General features: G+C 70.2%; 15 protein-coding genes and 1 pseudogene. 8 read left to right on the top strand and 8 right to left on the bottom strand.

All coding sequences use genetic code 11. The features are described from left to right. Positions 1-17: 17 nt before the first annotated feature. The 3 genes from ACFY1L_RS21365 to ACFY1L_RS21355 all read left to right on the top strand — a co-directional run bounded on the left by ACFY1L_RS21365 (position 18) and on the right by ACFY1L_RS21355 (position 4557). On the top strand, positions 18-1529 hold the full coding sequence (locus tag ACFY1L_RS21365; protein WP_388826276.1) for a glycoside hydrolase family 43 protein: 1512 nt from the start codon (positions 18-20) through the stop codon (positions 1527-1529). Positions 1530-1656: 127 nt separating this feature from the next. Further along, positions 1657-3426 carry a cellulase family glycosylhydrolase gene (locus tag ACFY1L_RS21360; protein WP_388826274.1) on the top strand — a complete coding sequence of 590 codons (1770 nt, stop codon included), beginning with the start codon at positions 1657-1659 and terminating at the stop codon, positions 3424-3426. Between the two features lie 234 nt (positions 3427-3660). Continuing rightward, positions 3661-4557, top strand: a complete 897-nt coding sequence (locus ACFY1L_RS21355; RefSeq protein ID WP_388826271.1) for an expansin EXLX1 family cellulose-binding protein — start codon at positions 3661-3663, stop codon at positions 4555-4557. A 116-nt stretch (positions 4558-4673) separates the two neighbouring features. Here the strand turns inward: ACFY1L_RS21355 and ACFY1L_RS21350 are convergent. Continuing rightward, positions 4674-5366: pseudogene (locus ACFY1L_RS21350) on the bottom strand (hypothetical protein); the annotation flags it as partial. A gap of 312 nt (positions 5367-5678) precedes the next feature. Between ACFY1L_RS21350 and ACFY1L_RS21345 the strand changes: the two are divergent. The 3 genes from ACFY1L_RS21345 to ACFY1L_RS21335 are packed head-to-tail and all read left to right on the top strand — an operon-like array spanning position 5679 to position 7198. Continuing rightward, the gene (locus ACFY1L_RS21345; protein ID WP_388826268.1) at positions 5679-6020 is read left to right on the top strand and encodes an ArsR/SmtB family transcription factor; all 342 of its coding nucleotides are present in this window, start codon (positions 5679-5681) and stop codon (positions 6018-6020) included. A gap of 3 nt (positions 6021-6023) precedes the next feature. Further along, on the top strand, positions 6024-6530 hold the full coding sequence (locus tag ACFY1L_RS21340) for an SRPBCC family protein (protein WP_388826265.1): 507 nt from the start codon (positions 6024-6026) through the stop codon (positions 6528-6530). Next, positions 6530-7198: a dihydrofolate reductase family protein gene (locus ACFY1L_RS21335; RefSeq protein ID WP_388826262.1), complete on the top strand. Its 669-nt coding sequence runs from the start codon at positions 6530-6532 to the stop codon at positions 7196-7198. The genes ACFY1L_RS21340 and ACFY1L_RS21335 overlap by 1 nt, the downstream gene beginning before the upstream one ends. 66 nt (positions 7199-7264) lie before the next feature. Here ACFY1L_RS21335 and ACFY1L_RS21330 read toward each other — a convergent pair whose 3' ends face one another. After that, complete coding sequence (locus tag ACFY1L_RS21330) at positions 7265-7636, bottom strand: hypothetical protein (protein WP_388826259.1); 372 nt, start codon at positions 7634-7636, stop codon at positions 7265-7267. A gap of 205 nt (positions 7637-7841) precedes the next feature. Between ACFY1L_RS21330 and ACFY1L_RS21325 the strand changes: the two genes are divergently transcribed. Next, a complete protein-coding gene (locus ACFY1L_RS21325) occupies positions 7842-7970 on the top strand; it encodes a hypothetical protein (protein ID WP_388826256.1) in 129 nt (42 codons plus the stop codon). A gap of 117 nt (positions 7971-8087) precedes the next feature. On the opposite strand, the gene ACFY1L_RS21320 is transcribed toward ACFY1L_RS21325, so the two are convergent. Then, entirely contained in the window at positions 8088-8711 is a 624-nt protein-coding gene (locus ACFY1L_RS21320) for a thiol:disulfide interchange protein DsbA/DsbL (RefSeq protein ID WP_388826253.1), read from the bottom strand. A 319-nt stretch (positions 8712-9030) separates the two neighbouring features. Here ACFY1L_RS21320 and ACFY1L_RS21315 point away from each other — a divergent pair, with 319 nt between their 5' ends. Then, the gene (locus tag ACFY1L_RS21315) at positions 9031-10410 is read left to right on the top strand and encodes a carbohydrate-binding protein (RefSeq protein WP_388826250.1); all 1380 of its coding nucleotides are present in this window, start codon (positions 9031-9033) and stop codon (positions 10408-10410) included. A gap of 62 nt (positions 10411-10472) precedes the next feature. Here ACFY1L_RS21315 and ACFY1L_RS21310 read toward each other — a convergent pair whose 3' ends face one another. From ACFY1L_RS21310 to ACFY1L_RS21290, 5 genes are read right to left on the bottom strand one after another with little or no spacing between them, the layout of a single operon-like run. Beyond that, complete coding sequence (locus ACFY1L_RS21310; RefSeq protein ID WP_388826248.1) at positions 10473-11591, bottom strand: serine hydrolase domain-containing protein; 1119 nt, start codon at positions 11589-11591, stop codon at positions 10473-10475. Positions 11592-11599: 8 nt separating this feature from the next. Beyond that, a complete protein-coding gene (locus tag ACFY1L_RS21305) occupies positions 11600-12520 on the bottom strand; it encodes a DUF6895 family protein (protein WP_388826245.1) in 921 nt (306 codons plus the stop codon). Further along, on the bottom strand, positions 12517-13503 hold the full coding sequence (locus ACFY1L_RS21300) for a DUF6895 family protein (protein WP_388826242.1): 987 nt from the start codon (positions 13501-13503) through the stop codon (positions 12517-12519). The genes ACFY1L_RS21305 and ACFY1L_RS21300 overlap by 4 nt, the downstream gene beginning before the upstream one ends. Continuing rightward, entirely contained in the window at positions 13500-14195 is a 696-nt protein-coding gene (locus ACFY1L_RS21295; RefSeq protein WP_388826239.1) for a hypothetical protein, read from the bottom strand. The genes ACFY1L_RS21300 and ACFY1L_RS21295 overlap by 4 nt, the downstream gene beginning before the upstream one ends. 22 nt (positions 14196-14217) lie before the next feature. Next, a complete protein-coding gene (locus tag ACFY1L_RS21290) occupies positions 14218-14397 on the bottom strand; it encodes a hypothetical protein (protein ID WP_388826236.1) in 180 nt (59 codons plus the stop codon). Between the last annotated feature and the right edge of the window lie 23 nt (positions 14398-14420).

Below are 14420 nucleotides of genomic sequence, written 5' to 3'. Positions count from 1 at the left end.
ACGAGAGGACCTGTCGGGTGCCCCCTCCGCGCCAGCCGGACAGACGCTTCACCAACCCCGTGATTCCCGGCTTCCACCCCGACCCCAGCGTCTGCCGTGTCGGCGACGACTACTACCTGGCCTGCTCCAGCTTCGAGTACTTCCCCGGCGTACCCCTCTTCCACAGCCGCGACCTCGTCCACTGGACGCAGATCGGCAACGCCCTGGACCGGCCGGAGCAACTGCGTCTGTCGGGCACGTGGTCCTCCGGCGGGATCTACGCCCCCACCCTGCGCCACCACGACGGCCGCTTCTGGCTGATCGTCACCAACTGCACCGAGGGCGGCGGCAACTTCATCGTCACGGCCACCGACCCCGCCGGACCCTGGTCGGACCCCATCTGGGCGCCGGGTGTCCCCGGCATCGATCCCGATCTGGCGTGGGACGAGGACGGCACCTGCCGGTGCACGGTCGCCGGGGTCTCGCAGGTCCGTCTCGATCCGTCCACCGGGCAGACGTACGGAACACCGAACGAGCTCTGGTCCGGCGGGCCCGGCGCCAAGGCCCCGGAGGCGCCGCACCTGTACCGGATCGGCGACTACTGGTACCTGCTCATCGCCGAGGGCGGCACCGAGCGCGGTCATGCTGTCTCGATCGCCCGCGGCCGTACGCCTGCCGGCCCGTTCGAGCCGTGCCCGGCGAACCCGATCCTCACTCATCGCGGCACCGACCATCCCGTCCAGAACACCGGGCACGCCGACCTGGTCCAAGGCCCCGACGGCTCCTGGTGGATGGTGCTGCTCGGCGTACGGCCGGGCGGCGGCACGCCGGGCTGGCACGTGCTCGGCCGGGAGACCTTCCTGGCCCCCGTGACCTGGGTGGACGACTGGCCGGTCGTCGGCGAGGTCGCCCTGGACCTGCCCGAGCTCCCGTGGCCGCTCTCCCTCAGCCCTGCCGAGGAGCACCGGGACGACTTCGAGCTCGCCGAACTGCGGCCGTCCTGGATCTCCCTGCGCGACCGGCCCGCCGAACACTGCACCACCAAGGAGCGCCCCGGATGGCTGACGCTCCGCGCGCGGGGCGGCTCCCTGGACGAGCCCGACGTGGTGTTCACCGGTCGGCGCCAGCAGCATCTGTCGTGCCGGGCGCGCACGCTCGTCGATGCGGCCGAGGGGGGCGGTGGCCTCGCCGTACGGCTCGACGAGCAACACCACTACGCGATCGAGGTGTCCGGCACGGAGGTGCGGGTGGTCGCGCGCGTCGGCTCCCTGCGCACGGTCGTTGCCGCGCAGTCCGTGCCCGCCGGGCCGGTGGTCCTCGCCGTCACGATGGCGGAACCGCCGTCGCCGGACGGGCCGTGCACGGGACCCGACGTCGTCTCCTTCGGCGTCGAGCAGCCTGACGGCACGCTCACCGAACTCGCGACCCTCGACGGCCGCTACCTGTCGACCGAGGTCGCCGGCGGCTTCACCGGTCGGGTCATCGGCATGTACGCCGCTGCAGGCACGGTCCACTTCGACTGGTTCGACTACGAGCCACTCGACGACTGAACCAGGCCCCTCCCTCCGCATCTCTCTGCATCCCTCCGCCTCCCTCTACTCACCATGAGCCGACGGTGGCGCCTGACCGCTGCCCGGCCACGGATCGGATCACCCGTACGACCGAAAGGCATGACGCATGAAGGACATACGGCAACCCGCACACCACCGCAGTCGCGGCCCCGGACGCCTGGCCGGCCTGCTGATGGCGTTGCTCGTCATCCTGGGACTGTCCGGCAGCACCGCGCTCGCCGCGCCCGGCGGCACCGCACAGCAGGCACGCGCCACGGTCAAGGTTCCGGCCGGTGCCAAGGACGCCGTCGCCGCGATGCAGCCCAGTTGGAACCTGGGCAACACCCTGGACGCGATTCCGGACGAGACGTCCTGGGGCAACCCCAAGGCCACCAGGGAGCTGTTCAAGACCATCCGGGCGCAGGGCTTCCACAGCGTCCGCATCCCGGTGACCTGGAGCGCACACCAGTCCGCCACCGCGCCCTACACCGTCGACGCCGCGTACCTGAGCCGTGTCAAGGAGGTGGTCGACTGGGCACAGGCCGAGAACCTGTACGTCGTGCTCAACGTCCACCACGACTCGTGGCAGTGGGTCTCGAAGATCTCCACCGACCACGACAACGTGCGCGCCCGCTACGACGCCCTGTGGACCCAGATCTCCGCGACGTTCCGGGACGAGCCGCGCACCCTGCTCTTCGAGAGCATCAACGAACCGGGCTTCGACAACGCCACGGCGGCGCAGAAGACCCAGTTCATGAACGAGCTGAACACCTCGTTCCACGAGATCGTCCGCTCTTCGGGCGGCACGAACAAGGGCCGCCTGCTCGTCCTGACCACACAGGGCGGCACCCCCTCACAGGACCTCATGGACGACCTGTACACGACGATCAGCGCGCTGCACGACAGCAACCTGGTCGCCACCGTGCACTACTACAGCTACTACCCGTTCAGCGTGAACGTCGCGGGCGGCACCCGGTACGACACCGCCGCCCAGAACGACCTGACCGACGCCTTCGCCCGCATGCACGACACCTTCGTCGCCAGGGGCATCCCCGTCTACCTCGGCGAGTACGGCCTGTTGGCCTGGCCCGACCACAACCATCCCGACCGCGTCGAGCGGGGTGAGGCGCTGAAGTACTTCGAGCACCTCGGATACGCGGCGCGCCAAGCCGGCGTCACCACCGCCCTGTGGGACCCGGGAACCTTCGCCTACCTGAACCGGGACACCCTGAAGTGGCAGGACCCCGCCCTGTTCGCCTGGATCAAGTCGAGCTGGACCACCCGCTCGGGAACCGCCTCCTTCGACAAGGTCTTCGTGGCGAAGTCGAGCCGGATCACGGCCCAGTCGCTCACACTGAACCTGAACGGCACCAAGTTCCAGAGTCTGTGGAACGGCGACACCAAGCTTGTCGCGGGCAAGGACTACACCGTCTTCAAGGATCGGCTCACCCTCACAGCGCAGGCGCTGACCCGGCTGACCGGTGAGCGGGACTACGGGGTCAACGCGACGCTCCAGGCCCGGTTCTCCCGCGGCCTGCCCTGGAACCTCGACATCGTCACCTACGACACCCCGGTGCTGTCGAACGCCACGGGCACACCCGATTCGTTCACCCTTCCCACGAAGTACCAGGGCGACCTGCTGGCGACCATGGAGGCCACGTACGCCGACGGCAGCAACGCCGGCCAGACCAGCTGGACTCCGTACCAGGAGTTCAACCAGGCCTTCTCGCCGGACTACCCGAACGGCACGATCATCCTGACCCCCGAATTCCTGAAGGCACTGCGTGACGGCGAACCGGCGACGCTGACCTTCCACTTCCACAGCGGCGCCAAGGTGAAGTACAAGGTCACGAAGTCCGGGGACTCCGTCACCGGTACGGCTGTCCAGGAATCCTGACCGACCGACCCTCGCCCTGGTTGCCCACCTCCGGGGCAACCAGGGCACCGGCGTCTCTGCGGCGCCGCGGCACACCCGTGCTCGCGCATGAGCCGATTCCTGTGAGAAATCGTTGGCAACCTTTGCGCTTCCTGTGGCCACTCCGTAGTGCACCATCGGCTCGATCTTGCGAACGGACAGGAAATGAACACATCGAGGCAGGCCGCGCGGCAACGCAGACAAAGACGCAGGCTCATGCTGGGCGGCACATCGGCACTGATCGCCACGGGCGTTCTCGTCTACCTGGTCATGGCGTTGGCCCCCGACCGCAACGCCGACGCAGGGCCTGCCGCAGCCACACCCCTCGCCACCTCCGAGGTGAAAGCCACCGCCGCCGCCAAGAGGGGCACCCCGGCCGCGACGGCGAGCCCGACCCGCTCGCCCAGCCCGACGGGTGCCGCGACCACCAAGTCGGCGCGACCGTCACCCACTCACACTCCGGAGCCCAAGCAAAAGCCCGCTACCACAACTGCGCAGGCAGGACGGATTCAGCCGCACACCAGCTATAAGGGCGTCGCCACCGCCTACGAGGCCGCGGACGGAAACGGCGCCTGCCTTTTCGGCCCCAGCCCCGACCTCATGATCGCGGCCATGAACACCACCGACTACGAGACGTCCAGGGCGTGCGGCGCGTACGTGCTCGTGCGCGCGGCCAACGGCAAATCCATCACGGTGCGCATCACCAACGAATGCCCCCTGCCCTGCGCACCCGGGCAACTCGACCTCAGCCAACAGGCATTCGCCAAACTGGCCGACCTCAAGGTCGGCCGGATCCCCATCACCTGGAGCCTGGTGAGCCCCGGCATCTCCAACAAGATCTCCATCCGGTACAAGACCGGCTCCAGCCGCTACTGGTGCGGCATCCAGGCGATCGGCCACCGCAACCCCGTCGCAAGTCTTGAGGTCCGCACCACAGGCGGCTGGCGGCGACTGCCCCGCACCTCCTACAACTACTTCATCTCCGCGGACGGCAGCGGGTGCGGCAGCGCGATCAGACTCACCGACATCTACGGCGAACGGCTGACCATCAACGGAATCGCGGTGCGGCCGAACGTCGTGCAACCCACCCAGGTCCAGTTCGCCCGACACTGATCCCACCGCCTGCCCAAGGCCGACGCCGAGCCACCCTCGCGGACCACAACGCGCAACGGGCCGAGGTCGACCGCGCCTGAGAAAGGACGCGGACCGACCTCGGCCCTGATGTCGTGTCAGCCGCCGCTGACGGTCAGGTTGTTGGTGATGAAGTCGAGTCCGCCGGACGACGAGGTGATCTCATAGCCGAACTGCACGTCGCCGATGATCTCGTTGCCGGGCATCCAGCCCTTGGTGTACGCGATCCAGTTGAGGACCGGCTTGACGTCCACGGTGCCGGAGTTGGAGTCGGACGTCCGCAGGAACGAGAACACCTGGTTCGACCCGTTGGTGCCCTTGTAGACGTTCCGGTTGTGGCCGCCGAGCGTGACATTGGCCTGCCAGGTGCCGATCGGGCCGACAGATCCGTTGTAGTTGACCCACAGCATGATCTCGTACTGGTGGTCGTTGTCCCAGATGTCGTACGACGTGTTGTACGCGCCGGACGACGGGACGCTGACGTCGTAGTTGCTGGTGAGCCAGCCGAGGGAGTCGATCGTCTTGTTGATCGACTTCGTTGAGTTGGCGTAGGACTTGATGCCGCCGGTGTTGGGATGGTTGGCCCAGACACCCCAGCCGGTCCCGGAGTTGGCCCAGATGCACTGGCTGCCGGCGCCCGAGCCCCAGATGTTGTTGTAGAGCGTGTAGCCGTTCAGGGTCGTGCTGCCGTACTGGTCGCAGGTGTTCCAGACGGCGGCGGAGGCGGGCGCGGAGGCCAGGCCGACGGTGGCACCGAGAGCCATCGCCGGCGCCAGCGTGATCGATCTGCGGCGGGACTCACTGCCGGCCTCCTTCCGGTGCCGCGGTGGCGGATGTCACCGGTCCTCCGCGGCGGACCCCGGTGCAGCGGCGAGGACGCGGACGTCCCAGGCACCGAGCCGCACGGACGTGCCGGCTCCAGTTGTCGACGACGACATGGACGCGCCGGCCGTCGGGAGCTCTGCCGGTGGCGGCGGTGACCGAGTCCGCCAGGCCCAGCCAGCCGCTGCACGGGGAGGGCGCGAGCCAGATCGCGGCCGGGCACCCTGCCCCGTCTGATTCCTTCGCTTGACGTATGCCGATATCGGCATACGATTGCGCCCATGGCACGAGCAGCGACGACCTCGGACGTCTTCAACGCGATCGCCGAGCCGCAGCGCCGGCAGATCCTGGTGCTGCTGCGGGCGGGTGAGCGGCCGGTGACCGAGTTGGCCCAGGAGCTGGGGATGACCCAGCCGGGGGCGTCCAAACACCTGCGGGTGCTCCGGGAGGTCGGACTGGTGCGGGACCGCAAGGCGGGCAAGCAGCGCCTGTACGGCCTCGACGCCCGCGGGCTGCGACCGGTCCACGAGTGGACCGGCGGGTTCGAGCAGTTCTGGAACGAGAGCTTCGACCGGCTGGACGCGTACGTGCAGGACCTCAAGCAGACAAGGCAGGAGGAGTAGCCGATGAGCGCGACGGGACGAGGAGCGCCGGCGCAGTCCGCGACGGCCGACCGTGAGATCGTGATCTCCCGGGTCATCGACGCCCCACGGGAGCTGGTGTTCGAGGCGTTCACCGAGGTGCGGCACCTGTCTCGGTGGTGGGGACCGGAGGGATTCACCACCACCACGCGGGCGTTCGAGTTCCGCGTCGGCGGGGAGTGGGACTTCGTGATGCACGGACCGGACGGGACGGACTACCAGGAGTGGATCTCCTGGAGCGAGATCACCCCGCCGGAGCGGATCGCGCTGCTGCACGGTGAGTCCCGCGGCGACCCGAACGCCTTCGAGTCGGTCCTCACGTTCGCGCCCGACGGCGCGGCGACCCGGCTCGAGATGCGCACGGTGTTCCCCACCAAGGAGCTGCGCGACGAGGCGGTCGAGAAGTACCACGCGATCGAGGGCGGCCGGCAGACCCTGGGCAACCTGGCTGCCTACGTCACCGAGATCGTTCGGAAGGGAGCGGAGGGCTGATGGCCGGGAAGGTGTTCTTCAGCGTCTCGATGTCGCTGGACGGGTTCGTCGCGCCCGAGTCCGTGCCGGTTGAAGACGAGCTCTTCGCGCCCGACAAGCAGGACGACCCGGACGTGCAGCGCTGGATGGGGCAGTGGATGGAGCTGCATCAGTGGATCTTCCCGCTGCGGTTCTTCCGGGAGAACCTGAAGTTCGGCGAGGGCGGCGAGGAGGGGCGCGACAACGACATCGCGCGGGAGACGTTCGAGCGCACCGGCGCGAGCGTGATGGGTAAGCGCATGTTCGATCTCGGCGAGCAGTCCTGGCCGGAGGAGGCGCCGTTCCACACGCCGGTCTTCGTCGTGACGCACGAGAAGCGTGACCCCTGGGAGCGGCCGGGCGGGACCACCTTCCACTTCGTCAACGACGGCATCGAGACCGCGCTCGACCAGGCCCGCGAGGCCGCCGGCGACCGGGACGTCCGCATCGCGGGCGGCGGCGCGACGATCCTGGAGTACGTGAACGCCGGCCTGATCGACGAGTTCACGATCGCGCTCTCACCCGTGCTGTTCGGCTCCGGAACCCGCCTGTTCGAGGGTGTGGACGCGGGCCGCGTGGCCCTGGAGCAGGTCCGCGCGGAGCCCACGCAACGGGTGACCCACCTGACCTACGCAGTCCGGGAGCGATAACCGTCTCGACCTCAGCGCTCCCCCGCCGAGGTCAGCAGCGCGGTGAGATCCTCGATGCTCTGAGCGTCAGGAAGGGCGAGCGTTGGCGCCGCGACGCGGGCCTCGAGTTCCGCCCGCGCGGGTGGTCACGCGCAGGACGGCGGGGAAGGCGTGCGGGAACGACGCGCTGCAGCGCTCGTCGGCGGCGTCGGTGAAGTCCTCGTGATACACGCCGAAGGCACCGCCGAGCAGCGCCGCGGCGACCGTGTAGGGGCCGCTGAACGCCGCGTGGTACTCGGAGGCCGGCAGACCTGTCTGCGAATCGAACGGTTCGCCGTCGCGAGCGGCGGTCATCAGCTTGGCCCGCCGGCTTTCTGCGAGGCCCTTGGTGATGAAGGACTCGGACTTCTCCCTGCCGTTGACCGTGCGGTGACCGAACTCGGCGTCCTGGGCTTCCACTTCCACCCGATCATGGGCCGCTGCCGAGTCGACGACCGCGCCCTGTACCCCTTGTTCGAGACGATCTCCGGTCTCGGCGCACCCGTGATGATCGACGTCGGTACCTGCACAAGGGCAACGTCTTCTGGGAGTTGTCCGGCTGGGCCCCAAGCACTTCCCCGACCAGCTCAAGAAGGACGTACGGGGCCGGCTCCGCGAGAAGATCATGTTCGGCAGCGACCAACCCAGCCTGCCCTACGAGCGGATCTTCCCGGAATGGGAGGAGATCGGCTACGCGGACGACGTCCTCGTCGGCGTCTTCCACGGCAACGCCGAGCGGGTGCTGGGGCTGTAGATCCACCGTCCGCCCCGCTACTACAGGGACACCGCCTTGCGGTGGCTTCTTCCAGGCGCGCGAAAAGGGCGCCTGGACCGGGCGGTTGCCCGTCAGACGCCCTTCGCGGCACTCGGCTCAGTGGCCGGCCTTGCGGTACAGGTAGTTCACCACCGAGATGATCTCGGCGGAGCTGCCTGCCTGGGACGGCGAGGTGTGGACGCGTCCGCCCACCACCACGGTCGGCTCCTCGTCCACCTGGTAGCGCTCGCGGAGCGCAGGCGCCTTCTCGACCGCGTCGGCAACCTCCTTGGACTTGTAGGCGGTTCGGACCGCCGTGACGTCGAGTCCCTCCCTGGCCGCCCAGCGCACGACGCTCGCCTCGGTGGTGAGCCTCTGGTGCCGGTCACGCACGGCCTGGAAGACCGGAATCGCCTCCTGCTCCGCGATGCCGAGCCGGTCCAGCGTGTAGAAGAGGCGAGCGTAGGCGACCATGTCGGGCTCGTCCGTCCAGACCGCCGGGATACGCACCACCTTCACCGCGGGAGTCTGCCGTGCGGCCCATTCCTCCAGCGGCTTTTCGAATGCGTAGGAGTGCGGGCAGTCGTACCAGAACAGCTCCACGACCTGGCGCGCGTCGACGCCGGCGACCGGGTGCGCGAGCCGTTTGTACTGCACGCCCTCCTTGGGTTGGCCGGAGGACGCGCCGAGCAGGCACGTGAGAACGGTGGTCAGCGCCAGCAGGCGATACGTCAGCTTCATGGCAGCCACCTTTGCGTCGCCCGTCCGAGGCGCACCGCGCCGACACACGCAAGGTCCCCCGATCGGATCATCGTGATGACGGTGCTGCCCGAGGTCGTGCTGTACGACGTGGCGCCGGCGCTCACCCAGTTGCCGCCGAAGTTCGTACGAGCCCCTCCCCGATGACGTTGGACCGGCGGACGTCGCTGTACTGCACATGCCACCGCCGGCGTCCCCCATTGCGCGAAAGACCTCCGTCTTTGACATCGTCACGGGCCTTTGAGGCAAGGCCGCCCATGTCTTCGCCACTGACTCACCCGTACCCACAAGGAGGTACAGCATGGTCGGCAGACATGTCGCAAACAGACGCCGCACCGCCCTCGCCGCACTCGGCACCCTCGTACTGACCGGACTCCCCGCAGCCGCGATGGCCGCACCGCCACCCGCTCCGGGACCCCCGTCCTCCACCGCCGCCAAGACGCTCGGCGCCGACAAACCGTCGGACGAGGTGCTGCGCGCGATGGAGCGCGACCTGGGGCTGACGAAGTCGCAGGCGGCCACCCGGCTCGTCAACGAGGCCGAGGCGGGCACCCGTGCCGGCCGCCTCCGCAACGCCCTCGGCGGCCACTTCGCCGGCGCCTGGGTGCACGGGTCGACCTCCGCCGAGCTCACCGTCGCCACCACCGACGCCGCGGACCTGCCCGCCATCCGTGCGCAGGGAGCCAGGCCCGCGGTCGTCAAGACGCCGTTGAGCACCCTGGAGGCCGACAAGAAGAAGCTGGACACGGCCGCCAAGCGCAGCCGGGACCTCGACGCTCCGATCTGGTACGTCGACGTGCCGGAGAACCGGGTCGTCGTACAGGCCACGACGCAGTCGGCCGCGACGGCCCTCGTCGAGGCCGCCGGTCTCCAGGACGAAGGCGTGGCGGTCCATGTGTCGCCGGACCGGCCCCGGCTGACGGAGGACATCGTCGGCGGCGACGCCTACTACATCAACGGCAACACCCGCTGCTCCATCGGCTTCTCCGTCACCAAGGGCACCCAGCAGGGCTTCGCCAGCGCCGGCCACTGCGGCAAGGCCGGGGCGACCACCACGGGCTTCAACATGGCCGCCCAGGGCACGTTCCAGGCGTCCACGTTCCCCGGCAAGGACATGTCCTGGGTGGCCGTCGACGGCGACTGGACCGCCACGGCCGACGTCAAGGGCGAGGGCGGCAAGCGGACGCAGGTCGGCGGCTCGGTCCAGGCGCTCGTCGGGGCGTCGGTGTGCCGCTCCGGTTCCACCAGCGGATGGCACTGCGGCACCATCCAGCAGCACAACGCGAGCGTCCGCTACTCCGAGGGCACCGTCAACGGGCTGACCCAGACCACGGTGTGCAGTGAACCGGGCGACTCCGGCGGCCCGTTCATCTCCGGCGCCCAGGCCCAGGGTGTCACCTCGGGCGGTTCGGGCGACTGCACGAGCGGCGGCACGACCTTCTACCAGCCGGTCAACGCGATCCTCAGCGACTTCGGCCTCACCCTGAAGACCGCGACCACCCAGGCCGGCCCGTCAGCCGCGCAGGGCGGCGAGACGGCGACCCCCTGGTCCGCGGGCAAGGTCTACGAGGCGGGAACCACGGTGACCGTCGAGGGCGTGCGCTACCAGTGTCTGCAGACCCACCAGGCGCAGGGAGTGTGGTCGCCGGAGAGCACTCCGGCGCTGTGGCAGCGGATGTAGGAGTCGTCGGGAGTCGTACGGCGTTCCGGTGCGAAGGCGCGGCCCTCGCACGGGAACGCCGGCTACTCGCCCGCGAGAAACCCGTAGGCGCCGGCCACGAACGGGTCGCCGGCGCGGAAGCGGCGCGTGCACAGCGCCGCCAGGGCCGTGCCGGTGTCGGGCCGGAAGCCCAGGAAGGCCTGCTGGCCGAGGGTGGCCCCGCCGTGGAAGTACATCGGCCCGGCGTCGGTGGGGTGCCGGAACCACGCCAGGGTGTGCACGTGCCGGTGCCCCAGACCGCGCCGGAGCACCGGTGTGCGCACCGAGCGCAGCGCTCCCGCCAGGGGTGAGCCGGACGGGTCGAGGTGGGCTTCGAGGAAGGTGAGCAGGTCGTGCGGGGTGGCCCGGACGGCACCCGCCGCTTGGAAGCCGCCGGCGTCGAAGGCGGGGACGGGTGTACGGCCGTCCTTGCCGTACCCCACGGCGTCGATTTCCGGGCCGCGGGCCAGGAGAGCGGTGTCGCTGAGCGCGAGCGGGCGCAGGACGTGATCGGCGAGCAGGTCCTCCCAGGCCGTGCCCATCGCCGCCGAGACGGCGTGGCCGAGCACGGCGACCCCGAGGTTGGAGTACCGCCAGCGGGTGCCGGGCCGGTGTCCGGGGCGGTGGCGCAGGAACGCGTCGATCACGCGGGCGGCCGGGTAGCGGGCGTAGGGGTTGGTGTGCCAGGCGGGCAGGGCCCGGAGGTAGAAGTCGGCCGGCAGTCCGGGCAGTCCGGCGGTGTGGGTCATGAGGTGGGCCAGCGTCACCGGGGCCGGGCCGGTGCGCCGGGACGGGTCCAGGCAGGCGGTGGCCGGCTCGCCCCCGGACAGCAGGCCGCGCTGGATCAGCTGGGCGAGCAGCAGACCGGTGAGCGTCTTCGAGGCGGACCCGAGTTCGTAGCGCAGGTCCTGACGGTCGGTCGGCGGGGGCGGTGCGGTGCCGCCGCAGCGGATGGTGCGGCGGCCGTGCCGGGAGATGGCGAAGACGACGTCGGGTGCGTCGGCGGCTTCCACTGCCGCCGCCAGCCTCTCGTGGATTTCCCCGTCGGCCGTACCGTCGTCGTTCGACTCACCCGCGGGGAGGCCCTCTCCGTCGTACGACTCACCCGCGAGGAAGTCCTCCCCATCGATGGGGTCCCCCGGCCAGGGCCGAGCCACGGTCATTTGGGCCGTCATGAGGAGGCGTGCGCCAGCTCGGTCAGGGCGCGGGAGGTGGCGAGGACCGAGGCGAACGCGGCGACCAGCGTCGGGTGGTAAACGATGTCGAACACCTCGTCGGGCTCGCCCTCGGGCATGGTCCGGATGGCGGGCATGGCGCCGTCGGGCTGCTGTGCGGCGGCGAAGCCCGCCCAGGCCCGTTCGTCGAGGGTCGGGCGGGGCAGACAGGCGTCGACGACGAGGAGTTCGCCCAGCAGGTCCCAGCGCTGCAGGTCCAGCCAGTCGTCGATCCACACCGGCAGCCAGGTGGCTAGGTAGTCGGCGATGTCCGGGGGCAGGCCGTCGGGGTTCTCTCCCCAGTCGGTGAGGTGGAACACCGCGTGCGTTACGTCGTAGGCGATGTGGCCGCTGACCGTCCAGGGCTCGGGGGTGCGGGCCAGCCAGGTCGCGTCGACGAGGTCGGCCTCGGGCGGGCTGGGCGTGAGGCCGAAGCGGCGCTGGAAGGCGGCCATGCCGAGGCGTCGGGTCGGGTCCAGTTCGAGGGAGGACCAGCTGCTCAGCCGATGGTAGAGGGCGGTCGCGCGCTCCACCTCGGGCTCGCTGTAGCCCAGTTCCTTGTACGGCAGGTACACCTCGAAGGGGATCGGCGAGAGCGGCTCGATGCGCTGGCCCTGCACCAGCATGCGGCCGCCGTCCAGGGTGTGCCGCCAGGTGTGGTCCACCAGGCGGTGCGCCAGGTCGGCCTGGCGCGATCCGGCCACTCCCTCGCGGAACAACACCCGGCAGATCAGGGCGAGTTCGCCGACCGGTTTGAAGCGTTCGAGGAAGCCGACTTCCGGATCGACGTCGTGCTCCAGGCGGAAGCCGTCGCGATGGGCCCACAGCCATTCCAGGGCCCGGACGCCGACGGTGTGCATCAGACGGGTGTCGGTCATCCGGGCACTCCTTGTCCGTGCATGTCGCCCGCGTACGGTGCGCGGTCGTCGTCGACGCCTCCGGTGAGGCGCTCGACCGTGAGTGCCGCCGCGAAGGCGGCCATCAGGGTGGAGTGGTAGCAGTGCAGGAAGTCCGGCTCGGCAGCTGCCGCATCGTCCTCGCCGGGGTCTGGGCCGTCCACCAGCAGGGCGCCCGTTTCGTGCTGCGCCCGCGCGATCCGGGTCCAGGCGTCCTGGAACATCGCCGAGTCGGGTGGGCGGGGCAAACTCGCGGCCACGACGAGCAGTTCGCAGCCGAGGTCCCACATCCTGGCGTCCAGGCAGGTGTCGAGCCAGGGCGGCAGCCAGTCGGCGAGATAGTCGGCCAGGTCCGGGGGGAGTCCCTCGGGGGTGCGGCCCCAGTCGGTGAGGTGGAAGACGACGTGGGTGAGCGCGTACCCGGCGGAGCGCTCGAACGTCCAGGGTTCCGGCAGTCCGCCCAACCAGGTGCGGCGCAGCGCCTGTTGGGCCCGCTCCGGCCGGTGGATGCCGCTGCGCCCCTCGGCCTTGAGAAGGCCGAGCCGGCGGGTGGGTTCCTGCTCGGTCTGCCGCCAGCCGCGGGTGCGGGCCACCGTCGCGGCGGCGGCCTCGTACCCGTCGTGCCGCAGCCCGGCGCCGGCGAAGACGGAGTACACCTCCAGCGGATACGTGGCGAAGGGCTCCAACTCCTGCAGGCGCAGGAAGAGTTCGCCCCGTCCGGTCTGCTGCCAGGCGAACCCCAGCAGGTCGGACACGCAGGCGTGCAGCGGGTCGTCGGGCGCGGTGTGCTCACGCACGCTCGCGCAGGTCTGCGCCAGTTCGCCGAGCGGTTTCCAGGTGAGGTCGACCTGGCCGTCGGCGGTGAGCGCGTCGTCGCCGAGCGCGAAGTCGCCGCGGTGTGCGGACAGCCAGGCGAGCGCGGCGACCTCCGCTTCCCGGACCTTGTGTACGTCCACTCGGGTCATACGAGGGCTCCGGCCCACCGCATGGCCCGTGCCGCCTCCACCTGGAGGGCGACGCGCGGGTCGGTGCCGCCCATCAACTCCACGAAGTCCAGCCCGGCTTCGAGACCGAGCGACTCCGGCACCCCGTCCAGCAGGGTCAGCCAGCGCCCGGCGCCGGCGGCCTGCTGCCAGTCCCGGCGGCGCACCGCCCTTACGAAGCCGCGGGCGACGTCGACCGGGCGGGCTCGGGCCGCGCGAGTCACTGCGCAGTCCTCGCCGGGCACCGCGAGCGGTGCCAGGACGGCGAGTTGATGCGTCAGCAACTGCCAGGTCACGCCGTCGAGCCAGCCGGCGTCGGGTTCCGCACCGTCTTCGGTGGCGGGTGCGTCGAGCCTGTGCAGCGTGCGGCGCATGGCCCAGTGGCTCCATACGACGGCGGGGGCCGAGTCGGCGCGGGGCGGGAAGGTCTCCACGGTCTGCCGGAACGCGGTGAGCGACTCCGGCGCGGGCTGGGTGCGGGACAGGACGTGCGGCAGGAGCAGATCCGCTCCCAGCACGCGTACGGCAGCTACGGCGACGCTTGCCCGAGGGCCGTCGTCCGCCTCGCTGCCGGAGACCCGGACGTGGTCTCCGCCGCGGAGGGCGGAGACCACGTCCGACGAGAGGTCCTGCACCGCGCCCTGCAACAGGGCCGAAGTGCCTGACTGCTCCATTCAGCTGCTCCCGTCGACTCGTTCAGCCCTTCTTGGGGCGGGGGGTCGGCGGCGAGAGCAGCAGCTTGGTCTCTGCGGAGAGAAGCGCGAGGGCCGCGCATTCCCGGCTGTCACGGAAGACGCCGTCCGGCTCGGCGGGGTCGAGTGCCGCCTCGATGTCGAAACGGGTGACTTCCTCGATCGCCTTGTCCGTGAAAGGCATACGACCATCTCCTCTGGGTGTGC

Origin of the sequence: Streptomyces sp. NPDC001663 (assembly GCF_042893105.1) — a bacterium.
GTDB lineage: Bacteria > Actinomycetota > Actinomycetes > Streptomycetales > Streptomycetaceae > Streptomyces.
Note: the sequence above shows the minus strand (reverse complement) of the source record. Positions and strands in the feature narration are given on the sequence as shown.

Excerpts from the sequence above, each read along its gene's own strand:
- ACFY1L_RS21300 (WP_388826242.1), bottom strand. The coding sequence starts at position 13,503 with ATGACCCGAGTGGACGTACACAAGGTCCGGGAAGCGGAGGTCGCCGCG.
- ACFY1L_RS21320 (WP_388826253.1), bottom strand. The coding sequence starts at position 8,711 with ATGAAGCTGACGTATCGCCTGCTGGCGCTGACCACCGTTCTCACGTGC.
- ACFY1L_RS21360 (WP_388826274.1), top strand. The coding sequence starts at position 1,657 with ATGAAGGACATACGGCAACCCGCACACCACCGCAGTCGCGGCCCCGGA.
- ACFY1L_RS21355 (WP_388826271.1), top strand. The coding sequence starts at position 3,661 with ATGCTGGGCGGCACATCGGCACTGATCGCCACGGGCGTTCTCGTCTAC.
- ACFY1L_RS21290 (WP_388826236.1), bottom strand. The coding sequence starts at position 14,397 with ATGCCTTTCACGGACAAGGCGATCGAGGAAGTCACCCGTTTCGACATC.
- ACFY1L_RS21305 (WP_388826245.1), bottom strand. The coding sequence starts at position 12,520 with ATGACCGACACCCGTCTGATGCACACCGTCGGCGTCCGGGCCCTGGAA.
- ACFY1L_RS21315 (WP_388826250.1), top strand. The coding sequence starts at position 9,031 with ATGGTCGGCAGACATGTCGCAAACAGACGCCGCACCGCCCTCGCCGCA.
- ACFY1L_RS21310 (WP_388826248.1), bottom strand. The coding sequence starts at position 11,591 with ATGACCGTGGCTCGGCCCTGGCCGGGGGACCCCATCGATGGGGAGGAC.
- ACFY1L_RS21345 (WP_388826268.1), top strand. The coding sequence starts at position 5,679 with ATGGCACGAGCAGCGACGACCTCGGACGTCTTCAACGCGATCGCCGAG.
- ACFY1L_RS21335 (WP_388826262.1), top strand. The coding sequence starts at position 6,530 with ATGGCCGGGAAGGTGTTCTTCAGCGTCTCGATGTCGCTGGACGGGTTC.
- ACFY1L_RS21295 (WP_388826239.1), bottom strand. The coding sequence starts at position 14,195 with ATGGAGCAGTCAGGCACTTCGGCCCTGTTGCAGGGCGCGGTGCAGGAC.
- ACFY1L_RS21340 (WP_388826265.1), top strand. The coding sequence starts at position 6,024 with ATGAGCGCGACGGGACGAGGAGCGCCGGCGCAGTCCGCGACGGCCGAC.
- ACFY1L_RS21325 (WP_388826256.1), top strand. The coding sequence starts at position 7,842 with ATGTTCGGCAGCGACCAACCCAGCCTGCCCTACGAGCGGATCTTCCCG.